At 68.9% G+C, this 18,305-nt stretch carries 22 protein-coding genes; 15 read left to right on the top strand and 7 right to left on the bottom strand.

Annotation, left to right across the window (positions count from 1 at the left end; translation table 11 throughout):
• The 6 genes from OF380_RS27625 to OF380_RS27600 form a co-directional block, all read right to left on the bottom strand.
• Window positions 1–255: a hypothetical protein gene (locus OF380_RS27625; RefSeq protein WP_165090252.1), complete on the bottom strand. Its 255-nt coding sequence runs from the start codon at window positions 253–255 to the stop codon at window positions 1–3.
• A complete protein-coding gene (locus OF380_RS27620) occupies window positions 252–1,544 on the bottom strand; it encodes a DotG/IcmE/VirB10 family protein (protein WP_165090249.1) in 1,293 nt (430 codons plus the stop codon). Before OF380_RS27620 ends, OF380_RS27625 begins: the two co-directional genes overlap by 4 nt.
• Before the next feature lie 9 nt (window positions 1,545–1,553).
• Window positions 1,554–2,420 carry a DotH/IcmK family type IV secretion protein gene (locus OF380_RS27615; RefSeq protein WP_246737106.1) on the bottom strand — a complete coding sequence of 289 codons (867 nt, stop codon included), beginning with the start codon at window positions 2,418–2,420 and terminating at the stop codon, window positions 1,554–1,556.
• 275 nt (window positions 2,421–2,695) lie between these two features.
• The gene (locus OF380_RS27610; RefSeq protein ID WP_165090244.1) at window positions 2,696–3,352 is read right to left on the bottom strand and encodes a DotI/IcmL family type IV secretion protein; all 657 of its coding nucleotides are present in this window, start codon (window positions 3,350–3,352) and stop codon (window positions 2,696–2,698) included.
• A complete protein-coding gene (locus OF380_RS27605; protein ID WP_165090242.1) occupies window positions 3,349–3,636 on the bottom strand; it encodes a hypothetical protein in 288 nt (95 codons plus the stop codon). The genes OF380_RS27610 and OF380_RS27605 overlap by 4 nt, the downstream gene beginning before the upstream one ends.
• A 2-nt stretch (window positions 3,637–3,638) precedes the next feature.
• Complete coding sequence (locus OF380_RS27600) at window positions 3,639–4,106, bottom strand: thioredoxin domain-containing protein (protein ID WP_264051532.1); 468 nt, start codon at window positions 4,104–4,106, stop codon at window positions 3,639–3,641.
• 622 nt (window positions 4,107–4,728) lie between these two features.
• Here OF380_RS27600 and OF380_RS27595 point away from each other — a divergent pair.
• Window positions 4,729–4,995 carry a hypothetical protein gene (locus tag OF380_RS27595; RefSeq protein ID WP_264051531.1) on the top strand — a complete coding sequence of 89 codons (267 nt, stop codon included), beginning with the start codon at window positions 4,729–4,731 and terminating at the stop codon, window positions 4,993–4,995.
• Entirely contained in the window at window positions 4,995–5,561 is a 567-nt protein-coding gene (locus OF380_RS27590; RefSeq protein ID WP_246737105.1) for a hypothetical protein, read from the top strand. Before OF380_RS27595 ends, OF380_RS27590 begins: the two co-directional genes overlap by 1 nt.
• Window positions 5,562–5,614: 53 nt before the next feature.
• On the opposite strand, the gene OF380_RS27585 is transcribed toward OF380_RS27590, so the two are convergent.
• Entirely contained in the window at window positions 5,615–6,115 is a 501-nt protein-coding gene (locus OF380_RS27585) for a hypothetical protein (protein WP_264051530.1), read from the bottom strand.
• 66 nt (window positions 6,116–6,181) lie between these two features.
• Here OF380_RS27585 and OF380_RS27580 point away from each other — a divergent pair, with 66 nt between their 5' ends.
• Genes OF380_RS27580 through OF380_RS27520 form a run of 13 tightly spaced genes read left to right on the top strand, consistent with a single transcriptional unit; the run spans window position 6,182 to window position 17,974 of the window.
• Window positions 6,182–6,373 (top strand): hypothetical protein, encoded by a 192-nt coding sequence (locus OF380_RS27580; RefSeq protein ID WP_165090231.1) that lies wholly within the window; start codon window positions 6,182–6,184, stop codon window positions 6,371–6,373.
• Window positions 6,374–6,377: 4 nt separating this feature from the next.
• The gene (locus tag OF380_RS27575) at window positions 6,378–7,514 is read left to right on the top strand and encodes a type IV secretory system conjugative DNA transfer family protein (RefSeq protein ID WP_165090228.1); all 1,137 of its coding nucleotides are present in this window, start codon (window positions 6,378–6,380) and stop codon (window positions 7,512–7,514) included.
• Between the two features lie 3 nt (window positions 7,515–7,517).
• Window positions 7,518–8,699, top strand: a complete 1,182-nt coding sequence (locus OF380_RS27570; protein WP_165090225.1) for a type IV pilus twitching motility protein PilT — start codon at window positions 7,518–7,520, stop codon at window positions 8,697–8,699.
• Window positions 8,680–9,309 (top strand): YcbK family protein, encoded by a 630-nt coding sequence (locus OF380_RS27565; protein ID WP_165090223.1) that lies wholly within the window; start codon window positions 8,680–8,682, stop codon window positions 9,307–9,309. Before OF380_RS27570 ends, OF380_RS27565 begins: the two co-directional genes overlap by 20 nt.
• Window positions 9,306–9,551, top strand: a complete 246-nt coding sequence (locus OF380_RS27560) for a hypothetical protein (RefSeq protein ID WP_165090220.1) — start codon at window positions 9,306–9,308, stop codon at window positions 9,549–9,551. Before OF380_RS27565 ends, OF380_RS27560 begins: the two co-directional genes overlap by 4 nt.
• Window positions 9,552–9,586: 35 nt before the next feature.
• Entirely contained in the window at window positions 9,587–10,213 is a 627-nt protein-coding gene (locus OF380_RS27555; RefSeq protein ID WP_246737104.1) for a hypothetical protein, read from the top strand.
• A complete protein-coding gene (locus OF380_RS27550) occupies window positions 10,210–10,605 on the top strand; it encodes a hypothetical protein (protein WP_264051529.1) in 396 nt (131 codons plus the stop codon). The genes OF380_RS27555 and OF380_RS27550 overlap by 4 nt, the downstream gene beginning before the upstream one ends.
• Window positions 10,602–11,552 carry a M23 family metallopeptidase gene (locus OF380_RS27545; RefSeq protein WP_165090213.1) on the top strand — a complete coding sequence of 317 codons (951 nt, stop codon included), beginning with the start codon at window positions 10,602–10,604 and terminating at the stop codon, window positions 11,550–11,552. Before OF380_RS27550 ends, OF380_RS27545 begins: the two co-directional genes overlap by 4 nt.
• Window positions 11,552–12,316 (top strand): hypothetical protein, encoded by a 765-nt coding sequence (locus tag OF380_RS27540; RefSeq protein WP_165090211.1) that lies wholly within the window; start codon window positions 11,552–11,554, stop codon window positions 12,314–12,316. The genes OF380_RS27545 and OF380_RS27540 overlap by 1 nt, the downstream gene beginning before the upstream one ends.
• On the top strand, window positions 12,313–13,335 hold the full coding sequence (locus OF380_RS27535; RefSeq protein WP_165090208.1) for a hypothetical protein: 1,023 nt from the start codon (window positions 12,313–12,315) through the stop codon (window positions 13,333–13,335). The genes OF380_RS27540 and OF380_RS27535 overlap by 4 nt, the downstream gene beginning before the upstream one ends.
• A complete protein-coding gene (locus OF380_RS27530) occupies window positions 13,332–14,330 on the top strand; it encodes a hypothetical protein (RefSeq protein WP_165090206.1) in 999 nt (332 codons plus the stop codon). The genes OF380_RS27535 and OF380_RS27530 overlap by 4 nt, the downstream gene beginning before the upstream one ends.
• Before the next feature lie 8 nt (window positions 14,331–14,338).
• Window positions 14,339–16,630, top strand: coding sequence for a DotA/TraY family protein (locus OF380_RS27525; protein WP_165090204.1), 2,292 nt, complete (start codon window positions 14,339–14,341; stop codon window positions 16,628–16,630).
• Between the two features lie 3 nt (window positions 16,631–16,633).
• Window positions 16,634–17,974 carry a hypothetical protein gene (locus OF380_RS27520; RefSeq protein ID WP_165090201.1) on the top strand — a complete coding sequence of 447 codons (1,341 nt, stop codon included), beginning with the start codon at window positions 16,634–16,636 and terminating at the stop codon, window positions 17,972–17,974.
• Window positions 17,975–18,305 lie beyond the last annotated feature (331 nt).

Raw genomic sequence — 18,305 nt, 5'->3', positions numbered from 1 at the left:
CTATTCGGCGAAGTAGTAGGAGAGCTGCGCGATCAGGATCGTGCCGCAGGTCATCGCGCTGCCGATGATCGCCGCGACGATCCAGTTCCCCGCCGTGCCGTCGCCGGATGCATTGGCCTGGTAGACCCGCACCAGGGCGTAGCCGGCCAGAAAGGTGCCGGCGACGGCGGCCAGCACGATCAGGAGCCAGGCCAGGACCGGCATGGTGTCGATCAGCCCGCGCAGGACGTCGGCGATCCCCTTCGAGCCGGTCATGGCCGCCTCACGTAGGAGACGGGCAGGGTCTCGGGCCGGTAGCCTGGACCGTAGGCCGGGTCAGGCCCGAACCCGGTGCCGGCGCCGGCCGCGACCCGGGCGGCATCGAGCGGCACCACGACCGGCTGCAGGAAGACGATGCCGATCGGGAAATTCACTGGCGAGGACAAGGTCGGGGGCCGGCTGAACGAGCGCGCCGCCGCGGAGGTCATCGCCTGCCCGACCGGCAGGGTCGCGCCCATGCCGGCGGTGATCCAGTCGATGTTGCGGCCCGACTGCACCGCGAAGCCGTTGCCCAGCACGGTCTGGGTGTTGAGCTGGGTGAGCTGCTGGCCGACCTGGCCGACGCCCTGAAGCAGCCCGGCGACGACGAGGCCGCCGTAGCGTTCGAGCACGTGGTTGTCGACGTCCTCGGCGACGCCCGTGCGGGCCTGGTCGACCGTGATGGCGATCGCCTGCATCGGGCCCTGGCGGCCGTCCTGCAGGATCATGGTGGTGAATCGGATCGAGGCTTGCGTCTGCGAGTAGACGATCTGGCCCATCAGCCGGATGCCGTTGAGCGGACCGGGTTGCTGGCGCTCGTCGAGGTCGACGATGGTGGCGAAGATCGGCGCGCCCGGATCGTCCGAGTTGAATCCCCTGTCGAGCACCGCGTAGGCGACGTCGCCGGCGCGCGCCACGGTCGCGTGCCGCACGCCCGGCCCGAACGGCCCGGTCACCACCGGCGCCGCGGCGGCCCGCGGCTCGGGGGGCTTGGGCCGCTCGCCCTTGGCGAAGGAGCGGACCACGAACCCACCCGGGCTCGGCTTCAGGAGCGCCTTGATCTGCTCGTTGATCGCCGCGACCTGCTCGGGGTCGGCTGTGGGCTGGACCGGCACGTCCTTGTAGACGACCTGCACCACGTCGCGGTCGCGGTAGACGATCCGCTCCTGCACCACGGGCGGGACCGGCTCGACGGGCCTCAGTGCCGGTGGCGGGTTGGCGTCCGGCATCTCGCCGAGCTGCGCGCCCCGGCTCTCGGCGATCACGGTCGGGGCGACGTAGGGCTTGCCGGTGCCGGCCCGCTCGTCCGCGGCCTGCCGGTTCACCCCGGCGCGCCGGTCGGCCTCGGCCTTGCCCACCGGCTGCATCATGTTGTTGACCGGGTTCGGCGTGGTTCCCCGGATCTCGGAGGCGCCCCCGGCCCCCCGGTCGATCCCCGGCGCGTCGGACAGGATGAAGGCGGCCGAGCCGAGCGCGGCCACCAGGACGACGCCACCGAGCGCGGCCGACGTTTTCATGTCGATCATCGCCACCTCCTAGAACTCGATGCTGATGGCGGTCTCGGCGCCGTCGCCCTGCTCGGCGACGAGGCGCGAGGCCGGGCGCAGGAACTCGTAGACCCGGTAGCCGGACGCGGCGTCGGCCGAGGCGACCGGCTGCGGGCTCACCAGCGTGCCCTGGACGCGCACGTACATCCGCTCGCGGTAGAGCCAGGCCTGCGCCCCGTTGGCGACCAGCGCCTGCGCCCCGGCCGGAGGCGTGCCGGCGCCGAACAGGTGCAGCAGCGCCGTCGTGTCGGGCGGGCCAGCGCCCCGGCCCGGGCCAGCCGGCGGCCCGCCGCCCTTGCGCGCCGGGCCGGGGCTCCCCGAGGCCACCTTGACCGGCACGAGCGGCGAGGTGCCGGCCACGCGCACGGTGACCGGGATGTCCACGGTCTCGCTCGACCCGGACAGGATCATCAGGGGGATCGGGTAGGGGACATTCTCCAGCCGGATCAGGATGTTGCCCCAGGTGTCGAACCGGCAGGGCATCAGGTTGATCGAGGTCGGCCGGTCCGATCCGGCCGCCGCCGCGACCTGGCTCGTGCCCATCGCGGCGTCCGTCCCGCAGCCGACGCCGTCCTGCGCGAACAGGCGGGGATCGTAGGCGACCGAGGCGATCGGCCAGGGCGCGCCCTTGGCGTCGACGAAGGTGATCGGGCTCAAGACCCCGTAGGCCAGATGCAGGGTCTCCGGCGCCGCCCGGCCGATCTCCTGCGTCACGCTCAGCAGCCGGGGCTCGGGCCGGGGCATGCGCCCGTCGCGGCCCGGGAAGGTGCCGGCCCCTTGCGCCTCCTGCACCGCGCGGCGGATCTCCGAGATCTCGCCGGGCTTGAGGATCACGCCCTTCGTGCCGCCGAGCATGCGCTGGCGCAGCTCCTCGAGCTCGGCCGGCGTCAGTGGGCGAGGGGCAGGCGGAGGCGCCGACGTTCCCGCCGCACCCACGGGTGGTGTGCCGCCCATGGATGGAGGGCCGGCCGGCGGGACACCCGTCGGGGGCACGCCGGGCGGGCGCCGGACCGCGGCTCCGCCGGCCGACTCGGCCCCTTGCCCAGCCCCTTGCCCCGCCTCATGGGCGCGCGCGGCGGGCGCCGCCCACAGTGCCGCCGCGACCAGGCAGCCCGAGGCCCACACTCGCATCATGGCGCCACCTGACCGGTCAGTTGCTGCGTCGAGATCACCGAGTCGATCGCGATGCCGTTCGGATTGATCGGAGAGGGATCGATCCGCACGATCGTCATCGTCAGGAGACGGCGCTCGACCTTGGTCTCGACGTTGGTGCGATAGAAGATCTGCAAGGGCACTTCGACCCGCCAGTAGTATCGGCCGGATGCCTTGCCTTCCTCGGCAATGTTGGCCGGATCCGTGGTGACGGCTGAGACGGTCTGGTAGCCGAGCACGACTTTCTGGATGATCCCGCTCTCCTGCAGGGCCGCGCGGTAGCGGTCGCGTCCCTTCGGGGTGAACGACTGGCTGAGCGCGTTGTTGATGAGCGCGCGCCAGTTGGCATAGTCGTAGCTGTTCAGCTCGACGGCCGAGGAGACCGCGAATTCTTTCAACCGTGCCTGAGAAATGTTGGGCTCGGAGAGCGGGATCGCCTCGCAGACGGCCTGCGCGTCCGACGTCCAGATGAACTGCTTGATCGGGTAGCGGTAGAAGGCGTTGTAGAACAGCAGCAGGTTGACGACGAGCGAGATGCAGAGAAATACTGCGAGTAGCAGGATCCAGTACCACTGGTTCCGCAGCATCATCCGGCCGGCATCGACCTCGCGGGAGATGAGATCGGCCGACTTCATGGCTCGGACCTTCTGGGTTGCTCCAGCGGCAGGGGCAGTGGGGCGGCCACGGTCCTCACCTCGCAGCCGAACACGCCGCCGTCGGCCACGTAGGGGATCACGTCGGCCCGCGTGAGGCACAGCCAGGTCAGCCACATCATCGCCATGAGCGAGGCGAACACGGCACCCGCGAGGAACGACGCGACCCGCATGTAGCCCACGAGCCGGTCGGCCAGCGCCGAGGGCGACAGGCATCCTTGGGCCGAGGGCATGCTGAACGCCCCGATCGATGCGCGTCGGGCCATCGTCAGCTTCCGGTCAGGACGGCGCGCAGCTTGGCGTCATCGCCCGGCTCGTAGCCGACCATGATCGCCAGCCGCCCGTCCGGGCGCGGCACGAACATGGTGGGAACCCCGGGCCGGAGTTGCGGGGCGGCGGCGAAGATCGAGGCAAAGGCCTCCCGGTTCTCGGCGAGCTTGGCCGCGGTCTCCGGACCGACCGGAGCGGCGGGGGTGAGCTTCGCGTCGAAGGCGCTCTTGAGGGCCGCGACCCGGTCCGGGCTCGCGAGGATCGCTGCCGCCATGCGGTTGCCCGCCTCCGGCTCGCCCAGGACCACGACCGGCACCCAGCGCGCCGCGATCCGGCCGTGCAGGGCGGTGAACGCGGCGTGGCAGTACGGGCAGCGCGGATCGAAGAAGATCGTCGCCACCCGGCCCTCCGGCGTTCCGGCCGGGATGTCGGAGACGGCTTCGAGCTTGGCCAAGGTGTCCGTCACCTGCCGGGCGACCTTCGCGTCCTCGATCGTGGCGTAGGCCGCGGCCGCCGCAGCCGATTGCTGCGACGCAATAGATTGGGGGGCAACCTGAGGGGCGCCGGGGACCAGCCCGGGCGCCGACGGGGTGGTCGGAACGGTCGCCGCGCCTGCCGCAGGGGCCGTCAATGGAAGCGCTGCCACGGACTGATTAGGTGTACCCGCAACGATCTGAACCGAGATCGGAACCCAGTTGTGGGCTGTGGCAAGATAGGCACACGCAACGAGTGATCCGGCCCAGGCCAAGTGTTTGACTGCGTTCTCCATACTGAGTTTGCCTCGTGGAAGTCGCTGAATTCCTGCACGGGGAGCTTATTGCGAAGGTGCGCCCGACGTGTCAAGGAATGGCAAGCATATGAAGAGTCGACCGGCCTAAATCGGGAGTCGTCAGGGTGTCCGTAACACAGTCGCACGCGATGTATATTTTGCATTCAAAAACGATGCATGGGTATATGCTTCATGTCGCTGAGGCTGGTTCGCGTAAGAGCTCCTAGTCAACGCCATGCAGTGCCAACGACAGCGCGGACCACGCAGCGTGGAAACCGGCCCGCAACATTGGGTTCGGTCCGGATCGCGAAACACAACCTTGGCGATTTTACTTAGCGTTGGTTTCGTTTGTGCGGTGCAACACGCTGCTGCCGACCCGGCGCTTCCCGAGGGACAGAAGAAGAGCAGATCGAGATTTGAGTATCATGATGGAAGTGCTGAAGAAAAGCGCCTCTACCGAAGGCCGGATCTCGATATGGACCCGACAAATCTGAAACTGGAGGAGCTGAGGGAGCGTATCAACACGCTGGAAGAGAGATTGGAACGACTGGAATACCAGTCGAATGGTTCTAAAGGGGCGCGGTGATGGCTATTCCGGATCTCGGCAGTCTGCTGGCGTCGCTGGGCGAGGTGTTCCCGCTCTTCGTCAACCTGATCTTTTTGGTCATCGCCCTGCTTGGCATCTGGTATGGCACGTCCGGATTATATGTTCTCTACAATGTGGCTGCGGGAGAATATAAATTCTCCAACCGGCCCGGGACGCTCGATGCCGCCTTCGGCCGGCTCGCGCTGGCGAGCGCCATGATCGTCGCCCCCGTCCTGCTGTGGAAATTCGCCAACTCGTTCGTTCTGGGCGGCGACATCACCTACGGCATGTTCAACTACGGCGCGTCGCCGCGCGGCTCGACCTGCGAGCAGATCCGGCTCGCCGTCACCTATTGCTTCATGTGCCTCGGCGCGCTCGCGTGGCTCGTGGCCGGGACCAAGCTCTACCACGCCACGAGCGGCCAGCCCGGCGGCCCGGGCTCGGCCTTCCTCTACCTCGTCGGCGGCACGCTGGCCTTCTTCATCAACGACGTGGCGCAGCTCGTCGGCAACACGATCAGGATGGACGTGTCGCTCGCGAACGTCTGCACGATGATCGGGGGCTGACGATGCGGTCCCCTGCCCTTCCGACGCTCGCGCCGGACCGCGCGATCCGGCGCTCAACGGTTACGGCGAAACAGGCCGTCGAATTCGGCGGCGAGGTATGCGCCGAGCGGCGCCCGCGCCTCGAACATCCGGCCCTGCTCGAGCTGCCAGGCGCGGTAGCGCGACACCATCGCGGTGGCGCAGACCACGATGCACAGGAGCAGCGCCCCCCACAGCGTGAGCCAGGAATGCGCGTAGACGGCCCACGCGGCGGCCAGCACGCCGATGATCTCGGCCGCCACGAACAGGGTAAAGGCCTGCCGGCGCTCGTGGGCTGCCAGCGCGCGCAGGTCGGCGCCCTCCTGGGCGAAGGTGCGGCCGAGCTCGGCCAGCGCGTATTCCGCGCCGCAGGCGGGGTCGTCGCACCTGCGCCGGTCGAGCGCGTCGGGAACGGCGACGAGCTGGCCGCGCCGGCAATCCGGGCAGGGGGCGTGGGTGCCGCCGAGCACCGTGCCGGTCATGCTCGCGAAGCGTCGGTGCTCCGGCCCGACCCGGCGCGCGAGCCGGTTTCTCACAAACGACCTGATCCCCATGGCTCCCGCTCGTTCAGGATGTTTCTGCGTCCTGTCTTGTGGAACGACATGGACCGCCACGGCAAGGTCAAGACAAACAAAATCTTCAGAGGCATCAGTATGGACAGAAGCCGCGTCGTATCCCTTGTTCAACTGCTTGTCGTGCTGGTCGGGATGTGCGTTCTACTTCCGGCCTGCGTCAGCACGGGCGGCAGCACCTCGGGCCACGTCGATGCCAAGCTGCGCGAGCACGGGATCTAGAGCCATGCGCCTGAAGGGATGGCTCCTCTCCACCGCTCTATGCCTCGCCGGCCATCCGGCCGCGGCCCAGGTCGCCAATATGTACTGCGCCCAGAACCCGGCCGCCTGCGCTCCGGTCTCGACCGGCTACGGCGCGGGCTACGGTGGGGCCTTTGGCGGCTACGCTGCCCCGGGTTACGGTGGCTACGGCGCCGGTTATGGCGGCGGCTACGCCACTCCCGGCTATGGCGGCTACGGCACCGGCTACGGCGGCTACGGCGGGCCCGGCTACGGCGGGTATCCGCCGCCGGGCTATTACGGCCCCGGCGGCATCGCCCAGGCCAACGCCCTCGCCCAGATCGCCAACGGCCCGCGCAGCCTGCCCGGCCAGGACGGCCCGCAGCCCTTCCCGCCCAACCTCGGCGACAACCAGCCGGCGCCCGCGCCGCCGCACCCGGCCAACCCCGATTTCAGCCGCTACTCGGCCGGGGTGTTCGGCGACGCCAACCGCCCGACCAAGGTGGTCCAACGCACGGCACGTTCGACCGGCATCCAGGACGGCTACCGCGAGGAGTCGCGGCGGATCGCCGCCTACCTCGACACGCCCGAGATCAGCGCCCGGCTCGACCAGCGCTACCCGTTCGCGGCGGTGATGGTCGGACCCGACATCGTGGCCCCGGTGGTGTCCGAGCTGCGCGAGGTACGCCAGACCCCGAACCGCACCCTCCTCGTCACCACGCTCGGGAGCTTCGAGATCCTGCGCGACGCGCGGGTCACGGTGCAGCCGCCGAACTGGCGCGACTATCTCACCGTGGCGCCGCCTCCGGAGGCCAAGACGACGTGGACCCCGCCGAAGGGGGATGTGGAGCAGGCCAACTGGGACGTCGGCTACAAGGGCGGCCTGGACGTCGGCGTGGCCCAGGCCAGGGCTGCCTTCGACGACGGCCTGGCGCGGCTCGACCGGGACTTCGCCGGCATGCGCCGCTACCACGACCTCGCCGCGCAGGGCGCGGTCAGCCTGCCGATCGTCAAGACCCGCGCCACCGCCCTCAAGGTCGGCCGGGACGGCCGCTCGGCCGCGGTCGAGCAGCGCCTCCTCAAGATCGTCGTCGCCCCGAAATTCCTCCGCACCGCCTCTGCGGCCGCCGTGGCCGCGGAGTGAGCCATGCTCTGGACCGGCGCCACCCGCTACCCCGAGGAGGACATCGTCGTGCATGGCCGCGACGAGGTCTCCCGCCTCCTCGTCCATGCCGTCGCGATCGACGCCTCGGACGTCATCTTCCAGTCCGGCCGGCCGGTGCTGGCCTCCGTCCACGGCCACCTCTTCGCGCTGACCCGGGTCTGGCTGCAGCCGAGCACGCTCGCGCGCATCGCCACCGAGCTGACCGCGACCGACTCGATCATGTCTAAGCTCTACTCGGGCCAGGACTTTGATCGCGCCATCACGATCGAGGACCGGGCCGGGGCCGTTCGCGAGGTCGCGCCGGTCCGGCACCGGTTCAGGGTCAACGTCACCGCCGGCTACTACGAGGGCGACGTCGGCGTGCAGATCGTCAACCGGTACATCCCGGCCGATCCACCGACCGTCACGACGGTCGGCGTCGAGCCCGAGATCGTCGCGGAATCGACCCCGGCCCAGGGCGCCGTGATCGTGGCCGGCGAGACCGGCTCGGGCAAGACCACGACGCTCGCCGCCCTGATGCGCCGGATCCTCGAGGAGCCGACGCCGATCCACGGCAACATCCTCAGCTACGAGGCGCCGATCGAGTTCGTGTTCGAAGCCGTGGCGTCGGCGACCTGCACCGTCATGCAGCACGAGATCGGCCTGCACCTGCCCTCGTTCGCCGCCGGCGTGCGCAACTCGCTGCGGCGCAAGCCCGCGCTCATCATGGTGGGCGAGCTGCGCGACATGGACACGATCCTGGCCAGCGTCGAGGCGGCCCAGACCGGCCATCCGATCTACACCACGACGCATGCCAACGACGTCGCCCACATCCTGCGCCGGTTGACGCTGAAATTCCCGGCCGACCTCCAGGTCCAAGCCTTCCACGACGTGCTCGCGAGCACGCACCTCCTCGTCTCGCAGCTCTTGGTGCCGCGGGTCGGCGGCGGCCGGGTCTGCCTGCGCGAGTGGCAGGTCCTCACCGACCGGGTCCGGCGCGAGGTGGCCCGGGCCGGCATGGCCGAGGCCGTCGACACCCTGCGGGCGATCATCGGGCGGGGCGAGGACGGCCGCTCGATGAAGGTCACCGTCCTGGCCGCGCTGGAGCAGGGCGCGATCGACGTGAAGACCGCCCGCCGCGTCCTCGACCGCTACGGATACCGCGATGCCCGTCTCGCGGCGTAGCCTGCTCTCCGGCCTCGCGGCGCTCGCCGCCCTGCCCGCCTGCGGGCTCGACCGGGCCTACGCCGCGGCGCTCGCCGGCGCCGTCGCCCTACCCCCGCCCGTGCGGCTGTGGCTACGGCGCGAGGGCACCGGCGAAGAGGTGAGCGCGATCGTCCGGACGCCGGACGGCGACTACGCGCGCGACCTCCTCATGCTGTCCTGGCTCCTGCGCGATGTCCGCGACGCCAGCGCGGCGGTCTGGATCGACCCGCGCCTGTTCGACCTCCTCGCCGCGGTCCAAGGGGCGATGAGCGCGGTCCATGGCGCCGTCGTGCCGCTGATCGTGACCTCCGGCTACCGCACGCCCCGGCACAACGCCGGCCTCGAGGGTGCGGCCCGGGACTCGCTCCACCTCGCCGGCCGGGCGGTCGACCTCAAGGCGGCCGGCTACGCCCCGGACGCCCTGGCGGTCGCCGGCGCGCTCTGCGGCCGCGGCGGGGTCGGGATCTACGCCTCGTTCTGCCACCTCGACATCGGCCAGGCCCGCGCCTGGGCCGGCGGACGCAGGGCGCCGCCGGCCGGGCAGCCGGCGCCCGGCACGCCGATCACGAAGCCGAAGGAGCCCGCATGAGCGATCGCCATCTCCCGTGGCGGTGGTCCGCCGTGCCGCTGCGGTTCTTCGGCCTGCACGGCAGCATCGCGGCCTTCTTCCCCCTGCTGATCGTGACGGGCCTGAGCCGCTACACGTTCATCGCCCTGGCTTTGTACGCGGCGTTCCTGGCCTACTGCAATCATCGCAAGATGGGACCGATGCGGTTCCTCAAATACATCTTTGCGAAATTCATCGAAGGTGGCAAATGGCCCGCGTTCTAGACCCGACTCCGCTCCGGATCCGGATGCGAACTGGCTTGCGCCGCGTCGTCCTCGCCGGCGGGCTCGCGCTCGCCGGCGCCGCTCCGGCCGCGGCCCAGACGAGCGGGAACAACTGCCTGGTGCGCCAGGCGGCCGATGCCGCCGTGCAGCGTCAGATCGCCCTGATCGACGCGGCCAAGGTCAATCCGTCGAGCTTCTTCAACGGCCCGAACTCCTGCATCGCCGGCGATCTCCTGAAGCGCTTCGACCTGTCGAACCTGATCCCGGATCTCAGCGGCTTCCTGACGGGCGCGGCGCAGAACCTGATCTCGTCCGTGATCGACGCGGCCAAGCGGCAGGTCTGCCAGATCCTCGACGATCAGCTCCGGGACACGATCCGCAGCATCAACCAGCAGATGACGAGCTTCCAGAGCTCGATCTCGGGCGACCTGTTCCGGCAGCTCAACGGCTCGATCTCGCCGATCACGCTGCCGAGCATCACCGGGCTCGGCTCCTACAACCACGTCCAGAACTCGGCCTTCGGCTCGGCGCTCAATCTGACCCAGGCCCCGCAAACCCCCGCGCCCGTCGTCGTCCAGCCGGAGGTGGCTCCGTCGGCCTCCACGCCCGGGCTCACGAAACCCGTGCCGTCCAGCGGCGGCTTCGGGGAGATGTTCCAATGATCCGCCGTGTAGCTCTTCTCTCCGCGACCCTGTTCCTGTCAGCCGTTGGCTCTGCGCAGGCCGAGAAGCTCTCCCTGCCAGTGGGTGAATGGGGTCATTCGTCCAATCACGGCCTCGATTGCAGTCCGCCCTTCTTGAAGATCGAGCCTAACCGTGTGGTCAAACGAATCGGAGGCGGGGAGGGACGCTGCCCGGTCAAAAAAATCAAGAAGGACGGTCGATACATTAGAGTCTTCGCTGCATGCGAATATGATAAATCAATTCCTGATGAATATCTGATTCAGGGCGATGAAGACGAAGACTCTTTCACTCTGATCGTGAAAGGTCCTACCAAGATCTTGTTTAACAATACCCCTCACGAGCTTTGCGCCTCGGCGGGAGGTGTGAAATGAAACGACATGGTTCGCTTCTTTCAACGATTTTGGCCGCTGTTTTGTCCAGCAGTCAAGCTGTCGCGGGAACCTGCCTTACAGCCGATATTATGAAGCCGGCTGGTCAGCGTGTGTCTTCCCCTTATGGTGTCGACAGGACCGGCCGCCCTGGTGCGTCGGCCGGCTATCACCAGGGCATGGATATCGTAAACAGTGAGGGGGCAGGAACGCCGATCTATTCTGGATCGGCGGGAAGTGTTCGATATCGCCATTTCGGTGGCGGGGGTGTCATTGCCGACGTGGTCTCTGGAGACACACGTTTCTTCTATCTACACATGAACACGACAACGCTCAAAGACGGGCAGTCCGGTCAGCTCGCGGCCGGCGATCAGGTCGGTACGATGGGGTGCAAGGGCATGGATAGCTGTGCCCCACACCTTCATCTCGGCGCGCTCCTCAAGGGTAGTACACTCTCCACCACCGGAACCAATGGTCGGGTCTGGCGCGAGGGTTCACGTAAATCGACGAGCCCATTGACCGGCGACGCGATCAAGGAAGCCCTTCCGCAGGCCTGGTACTTCGTCAACCCGGAACCTTTCCTGCCGCGCCAGATCCCGATCTCAAACAAGTACCCGGACATGGCGGGCGGACCACGCGACACGACGCTGCCGAAGACCTGTGCACCAGGGGCCAACGAGGGCGCTGCCAGCGAGACCGTGTCGCGCTCCGACACCCAGTCGCAGCAGAAAGCGATCGCCAGCGCTGCCGAGAAGGCCAGCGGATCCGAGGACCATGCGGTGAAGGTGGCCAACCAACCCAACCGCAGCCTCTACATCGAGCTCGCCCGCATGAACGCGACCGAGCTGACCGCCAACACCTTCGACTACGACGCGCAGATTGACGCCGCGCTCGCCCAGCTCGTCGCCCTCTACGCCCTCGACGCGCGTCCCGTGGAGGGCCGGCCGTGATGCGCCAGCTCTCCCCCCTCCTTCCGGCATGCGCCGTCCTCGCCACCGCGCTGACAGTCCCGGCCCAGGCGCAGGGGCTCTTCCCGCAATGGGAGATCTCCCTGCAGCGGCTGTTGTCCGGCATGAAGGTGTCCGGGGCGCAGTCGAGCGCCACCGCGCTCCAGACCACCAACGGCCACAAGGCGGCGGCCGAGGCCGCGGCCTCGACTCTGGTGAGCCAGGACAACGCCCTGCGCCTCGCCCGGGCCCAGCACCAGTACGGCTACGATACCGGCACCGGCTACGCCGCCTGCTCGATTGCGCAGGGCCTCTCGGACGAGCGGGACAGCGCGACATCGGCAGCGGCGGTCCGCCAGGCATTCCGCCAGGCCGACCAGCGCTGGCTGACCAGCGGTGGGGACGCCGCCGCGCGCATGGGCGACACGCTCGAGCAGCGTCGGACCTTCTACTGCTCGCCCTCCGAGCAGGCCACGGGCTGGTGCACCGGCGCCAAGCCAGGCGGCTACGGCGCGGGCGACTCCGACGCCGCGCCCTGGCTGTTCAACCGTGATTACGGCGCCGAGGAGGTGATGACGGCGGCCGACTACCTCGACACCGTTGCCCCGCTACCCACGGTGAAACCCACCCCCACCAACGCGGAGGAGGATGCCGCCTTCGTCCAGGCCCGGCGCCAGGGCGCGATCATGAGCGGGGCTCGCGCCAACCTCGTCGGCGTCCTCGTCGGCGGCATGGGCGGTGACAGCCGCCAGGGCAGCACGCCATGACGCGTCGCACCGCCATTGCCCTCACCGGACTCGGCGCCATCGTCGCGGCGATCGGCGGCGTCATCCCGGCCGAGGCCCAGACCTGCTTCGGGGTCGAGTACCGCGTGAACGGCGCGACCACCGCCCTGACCACGGCGATCGCGGGCGCGATCACCACCACCGAGGCCGCCCTGGTCGCACAGGAAATCGCCGAGCGGGCGCGGCTCCTGTCCGCCGTCAAGGTGTTGACGGCCCAGTCTGCTGCCGGCTCCGATCAGGTCAGCAACGGCTTCCGCGCCTCGAGCGAGGCGCTGGCTACCACCGTGGTCACGCAGGAACAGCGCCAGGCCGTGGCGCTCGCCGCCCACCGCTACGGCTCGGTCGGCTACGACCCGTGCGGGTCGAACACCAAGGCCCAGGCGCTCTATACCGCGATGACGGGCTCCCCTGCTGTCCGCCGGCAGATCGTCACGCCGGTCCGGGCCCAGCCCGGCCGCTACGCCGACCCGAAGGATTGGGTCGCCGACGTGAAATCCGGTGACGCGCCGGACGGGGCCTCGCTCTACAGCGGCGACGCCGCGGCCGCCTCGAAGTTCATCAACGCGATCGTCGGTCCGCCCGACCCGCAGCCGCGGATCGGCGCCACGACCGCCACCACCGATCTCGCCAAGCTGGAGAAGACCGGCCGGGACACCTACCGCTCGATGACGGCGGTCGTGCTCGCCGACATCGCCGCCGACTACCGGGCCGACGGCCCGGTCGCGAAGGCCCGGGCCCTCTCCACGCACTGGCAGGGCAACGACGGCGGCGCGGCGTGGGCCGCCGGCGTCGCCGGCCAGCACGACCGCGGCATCATCCAGGACGCGGTGCGGATGGAGGCGGCCAACCTCGCCCTCCTCTCCCACCAGATCAAGCGCGGCATGCGCACCGAGGCCACGGCCGCGGCGCTGCTGCTCGCCATGGTCAACGCCCGCATCACGAACAGCGTCCCCGCGCCCGGCCGCCGGCCCTCCACCCCAGCGAGCTTCCAGACGCCATGATGAAGCCGGCTCTCCTCGCCGCGTCCGTCGCCGCCCTCAGCCTTGCCGTCGCCGCGCCGGCGGTGGCGCAGAGCTGCTTCGTGGCCGATCCGATCTGGATCGCGGGCCACAACAGCGCCACCACCACCCTGACCGCCCGGGTGACCACCATGGGCACCACCGTCGCCACGCAGCGCAGCCTCACCCTGGAGATGCTGCTCTCGGCGATGAAGGTGCAGACGGCCCAGACCTCGACCAACGGCGCGCGCGAGGTCAACCTCGTCAGCAACACCCAGCAGGCCGTGGCCGCCACCCTGTCCCAGGTCGCCCAGCGCCGCGCCCTGGTGGATGCCCGCGAGCAGTATGCGATCGACACCGGCCAGGGGGTGAACGCCTGCGGCTCGATCGACCTGATGAACGCGACCAACCGGGCCATGGGCACCATCACCATGACCGGCCGGGAGACCTATCGTGGCCTCGACGTGGCGCCGGGCAAGAACACCCCCCTCCCCCAGGCGACCCGCGACCGGCTGCAGGATCCGACCAGGACGGACGCGGCGGTACTCCTCGATCCGGCCGCCAGCGACGACGACCGCAAGGCGGTGATCCAGGCCATGGCCGGCCTGCCGATGCCCAAGCCGACGGCGGCGATGCCGGGCGCCGAGGCCGACCTGATGATGCTCAAGGCGCGCCGAGTCGAGGCCCTGCGCTCGCCCGCCCTCGTCTCGCTCAGCGCCGTGCGGGCGATGTCCTCGGCCGAGGGGCACGAGGTCGGAAGTGCCGCCCCCTCCCCGCTCGCCCAGCTCGACGCGCTGATCGGCCAGTACGGCGGCGGTCCGCAATATGAGGCGTGGTCGGCCGGGCTCGCCGGCCAGTCCGAGCACGGGCTGCTCATCGAGCTCACCCGCATGCGCTCGATGGCGCTGGCGCTGCGCCAGCAGCTCATCGAGCAGCAGGCCCGTATCGCGGCCTTGTTCGGCACCATCCTGGCCGTGCAGGCCGGCGGCAACCTGTAGAGGCGCCCATGCTCCGCAGGATCTCGCCCGCCGGCCGCCTCGCCAGGATCCTGGCCGCCGCCGGCAGCCTCGCCCTCCTTGCCGCGACGGCCGCCCAGGCCCAGACCACGGGCAAGGAGATCTTCACGCCGGTCCAGAACGACCTGGCGCTGGTGAACCTGCGCAAATTGCTCGGCTGCGTGGTCGACGGCGTCTGGACCGCCGCCACCTGCACCGACGACCGGCCGCTCACCGTCGCGTTGGGGTATTTCAACGTCGGCTGCCTGATCGTCGCGACGATCCTCGCCTGCTACCTGCTCTACTCGCTCGTCGCCGACACGGCCAACGACGGCGAGGCGTTCGGGCGCGGATCGAGCGCCAGGTACACCCTGCTGCGGGTGATCACCGGCGCCATCCTCAGCCTGCCGATCAAGAGCGGCCTGTCGCTCGTGCAGATCCTGGTGGTGCAGATCGCCGTCTGGGGCTCCGGGTTCGGCGACACCCTCTGGACCCGCGTCGCCGGCACCCAGCTCACCGGCATGTACGGCACGCTCGCCCAGCCGAGCCAGCAACTCGGCGACTTCACGCTGCGCGGCAAGCTCGCCGACGCCCTCCAGGGGCGGCTCTACGGCCATGTCTGCGCCCAGGCGCTGCAGAAGTACGCCACCAACGTGTCGGGTCGCGACGATGCCGCCTCGATCCGCTCGGAGACGACGACGGACAGCGCCCTCTGGGGCCTGTCCAGCGCCCGGTCCACGACCTACCACTTCATCGACGCCAACGGCTATTTCCGCAAGTCGAACAACCTCTGCGGCGGCATCGTCCACGAATACACCAAGATCAGTCCCAACCTGACCGACTCCAACGACGCCAGCACCACCCGTATGCTCCTCGACCTGGCCGAGCAGCAGAGCCAGCGCTCGTTCCAGGCGGCGCTCAACAGCCTCGACGGCGCGGCGAGCGGCATCGCCAGCACCATCACCTCCGGCAGCCGCGACGACGTGGCGATCAAGGGCCGCATCAAGGACGCGCTCGACGCGGCCTACGACACCGCCAGCCAGAGCCTGACCCAGAGCAACAACGCTCAGCTCGACACCGCGCTGCGCAACTACCTCTCGAACACCGCCGACAACGGCTGGCTCTCGGCCGCGCTGTGGCAGCGCTCGATGAGCCTAGTCCAGGTCAAGCTCCTCGTCGCCTCGGCTGGAGCTGCCGGCTCGATCCGGGTCGTGCCCCCCGCCAACATCAACGCCTACATCCCCTACTTCGGGCACAGCGCCTACGCGCCGCTCGCCGAGGAGGCGCAGCGCAACCTCTCCTACGTCGCGAGCTTCGGCGGCTACATCGCCGCCCAGGGCTCGGGCAGCATCGCCCGCGTCACGAGCGACAACCCCGCCGCGCAGAACGACCCGCCGAACCGGTTCGCGAAAGGTCTGGCGGCGATCTACTCGGGCATTCTCTCGATCATCAGCAGACCCGAGAGCACCACGTGGAAAGACCCGGTCCTCGAGGTGCAGGAGGTTGGTCAGACCATCGCCAATTTCGGATTAGTGTCGACGGCTGCAGGAATTTCATTTGACTTGACCGACTGGACGATGGGGTTCTTCAAGGTCGGTGACGACAACGCGGTGAGGCAAGTGATCCAGGGAGCCGCAGGGTTCCTGTATTTCCTCGCCGCGATCCTGTTCGCCGCCGCCTTCATGCTGATCGGCCTCGTGCCGTTCGTGGTGATCGTCCACTTCCTGATGGCGACCTTCAACTGGTTCCTCGTCGTCGCCGAGGCGATGATCGCCGTGCCGATCTGGCTGCTCACCAAGTTCATGCCGGCCCGATCCGACTCCTTCGTCGGCAACAGCGGGCAGGGCTACATGTTCTTCCTCGGCATCCTGCTCCGGCCGCCCCTGATCGTGATCGGCCTGCTCGTCTCACTCCTGCTGATGCGGGTCGGGATCGACATCACCAACATCTTCTTCCGCGGCGCGCTCGCGATGATCGCGCCGGACGGAACCATCGCCTACGCCATGGTCGGCACCGCCGGACTGTTCGTCTACGCCGTCGTCCTGTTCTCGATCGTCATGCTGGCCGCCGGGCAGATCAGCGCCCTGCCCGAGACCGTGCTCTCCTGGATCGGGGCGCAGATCGAGCGCCGCACCGGTAACGCCACCGCGGTGGCTGCGGCCGGCATCGTCATGCCGAACTCGCCCAACCAGATCGCGGGCGGCCGCACGCATCGCACCATGGCGGGGATGATCTCGGGCTCGCGCAAGGGCGCGACCATGCTGTCGCAGATGCGCGGCAAGGATGGCGGCAAGGGGAACTGAGTGATGAACGACGCAACCCCCAAAGAGATCGCGACCCATTTCGGGATCGCGACCGCCCTCTCCTTCTCGGCGATCGCCGCCCCGTTCGTGCCGGAGACGATCCTCGCTTACGCGGGATACCGCTACCTGCGCCACTTCACCTACGGGTGGCGCACCTGGCGAGCGCCGGCACGTGTGCCGCTCCATCTCGGCCGGCGCGGCTACCGCGATGAGACCACGCGCCGGCGCGGCGACGCTTCCTGGCCGATCGGCCTTGCCGCCACCGGCCAAGTCTGGCTTCGGCGCGAGGACCTCGTCCAAGGCCTGTCCATCAACGGCGACGATCCGCGATGGCAGGAGCAGGCAATCTGCAGCCTCGCCCTCGGCGCCTGTATCAATCGCATGGGCGCCATCGTCGTTCAGAGTGTCAAGCAGCCAATGCTGACCGGGCGCCTCGCCGAGGTGGCGAGGCCCTACGGCCGGGACAACGAGATCTATTCCATCGATCTCCAGGCTGTGCCGCGACCGCCGCTGCGGATCGCGCCTTCGACCCTGGCCTCTGCCGTCACGGATCTGGGCCTCGGGCCCGACGCCGGCGCCGTGAATCAGGCGTTGATGCCGATCCTCGAGATGCTCGGCGCCCGCCACCAGATGAACCCGCTCTCGCTCTACGAGGCTTTCATCGACGAAGCCGCGCTCGGCCGTCTGGTCAACGGGGAGTACGAGATCGGCGGCGACGAGGTCAGCGCTGCACGCCTCTCCTCCTCGGATGGCGCCGCCCTCAGGGCGGCCATCAAACCGCTCAAGGAGCTCAAGGACGAGACGCGCGCGAACGGGCGCAAGGCCCTCGCTGTTCATGCCCGGGAGATCGCGGGCCTGACCAGCGTCTCTCTCTCCGAGGGCTTCGAACTGCGCTCCGCCCTGTCCACGGGCGGGCTAGTCTGTATCCGCCCGTCATCGGCTCTCACCACCGCTCTCGTGATCGCGCGCTGCGTCGAGGCTCTCGCGGAGGGCAAATCGGGACACGCCGCGACCGCCCTCATTCACGTCGTCTACCCCGAGGCGCTGTCGGGCGCGTCAGCAAGGCGCTTCCGCGCCGCCGCCATGCAGGCCGGTGCGATCAGCAGCCTCTCTCTCCCCGCGAGATCGGCGAATCACGTCTACAAGGCCACCCGGAACATCGGCGCCGTCAGCATCCAGGAAAAGCCATCGGCCCCCGCCCCTGACGGCACGCCTCTGGGCGGCAAGATCACCTCTGCGATCAAGGAGTGCTTATTCACGCTGGACATCCAGCTTCCTAAAGCGCCGACGCCACAAGCTGTGAATGCTCTCACAGATGCAGATGTGCGCCGAAAATACGCTTGAGTCACATCCAATGGGCGAATCCGGTTGACTCTTTCGAGCGTGGCAACCGAGATGCCAATTCACCGACTCCCTCACGGGAGCCATCGCAACCCCCGGAGAACCCGCCGCCGCAGTCAGACCCTGAAAAGCCATCGGCCCCCACCTCCTTGCCGGGAGATGAGGGCCGAGTGACCGTCATAGAATTTGTGAGGGCTTCAAAACCACTCCTCACAAGCCACAGAACGCCCCCGGGCGTCAAGCGAGAAAGCGCATTTCTCGTGACGGAGAGGCTTTGCCTGGACAGAGCCCGCTCTACGGAGCGGCTCTGAACGACGTGTTGCGGCCCGACCAA

Source organism: Methylobacterium sp. FF17 (genome assembly GCF_025813715.1).
Classification (GTDB): Bacteria; Pseudomonadota; Alphaproteobacteria; order Rhizobiales; family Beijerinckiaceae; genus Methylobacterium; species Methylobacterium flocculans.
The sequence above is the reverse complement of the archived record's forward strand: the minus strand, read 5'-3'. Positions and strand labels throughout refer to the sequence as shown.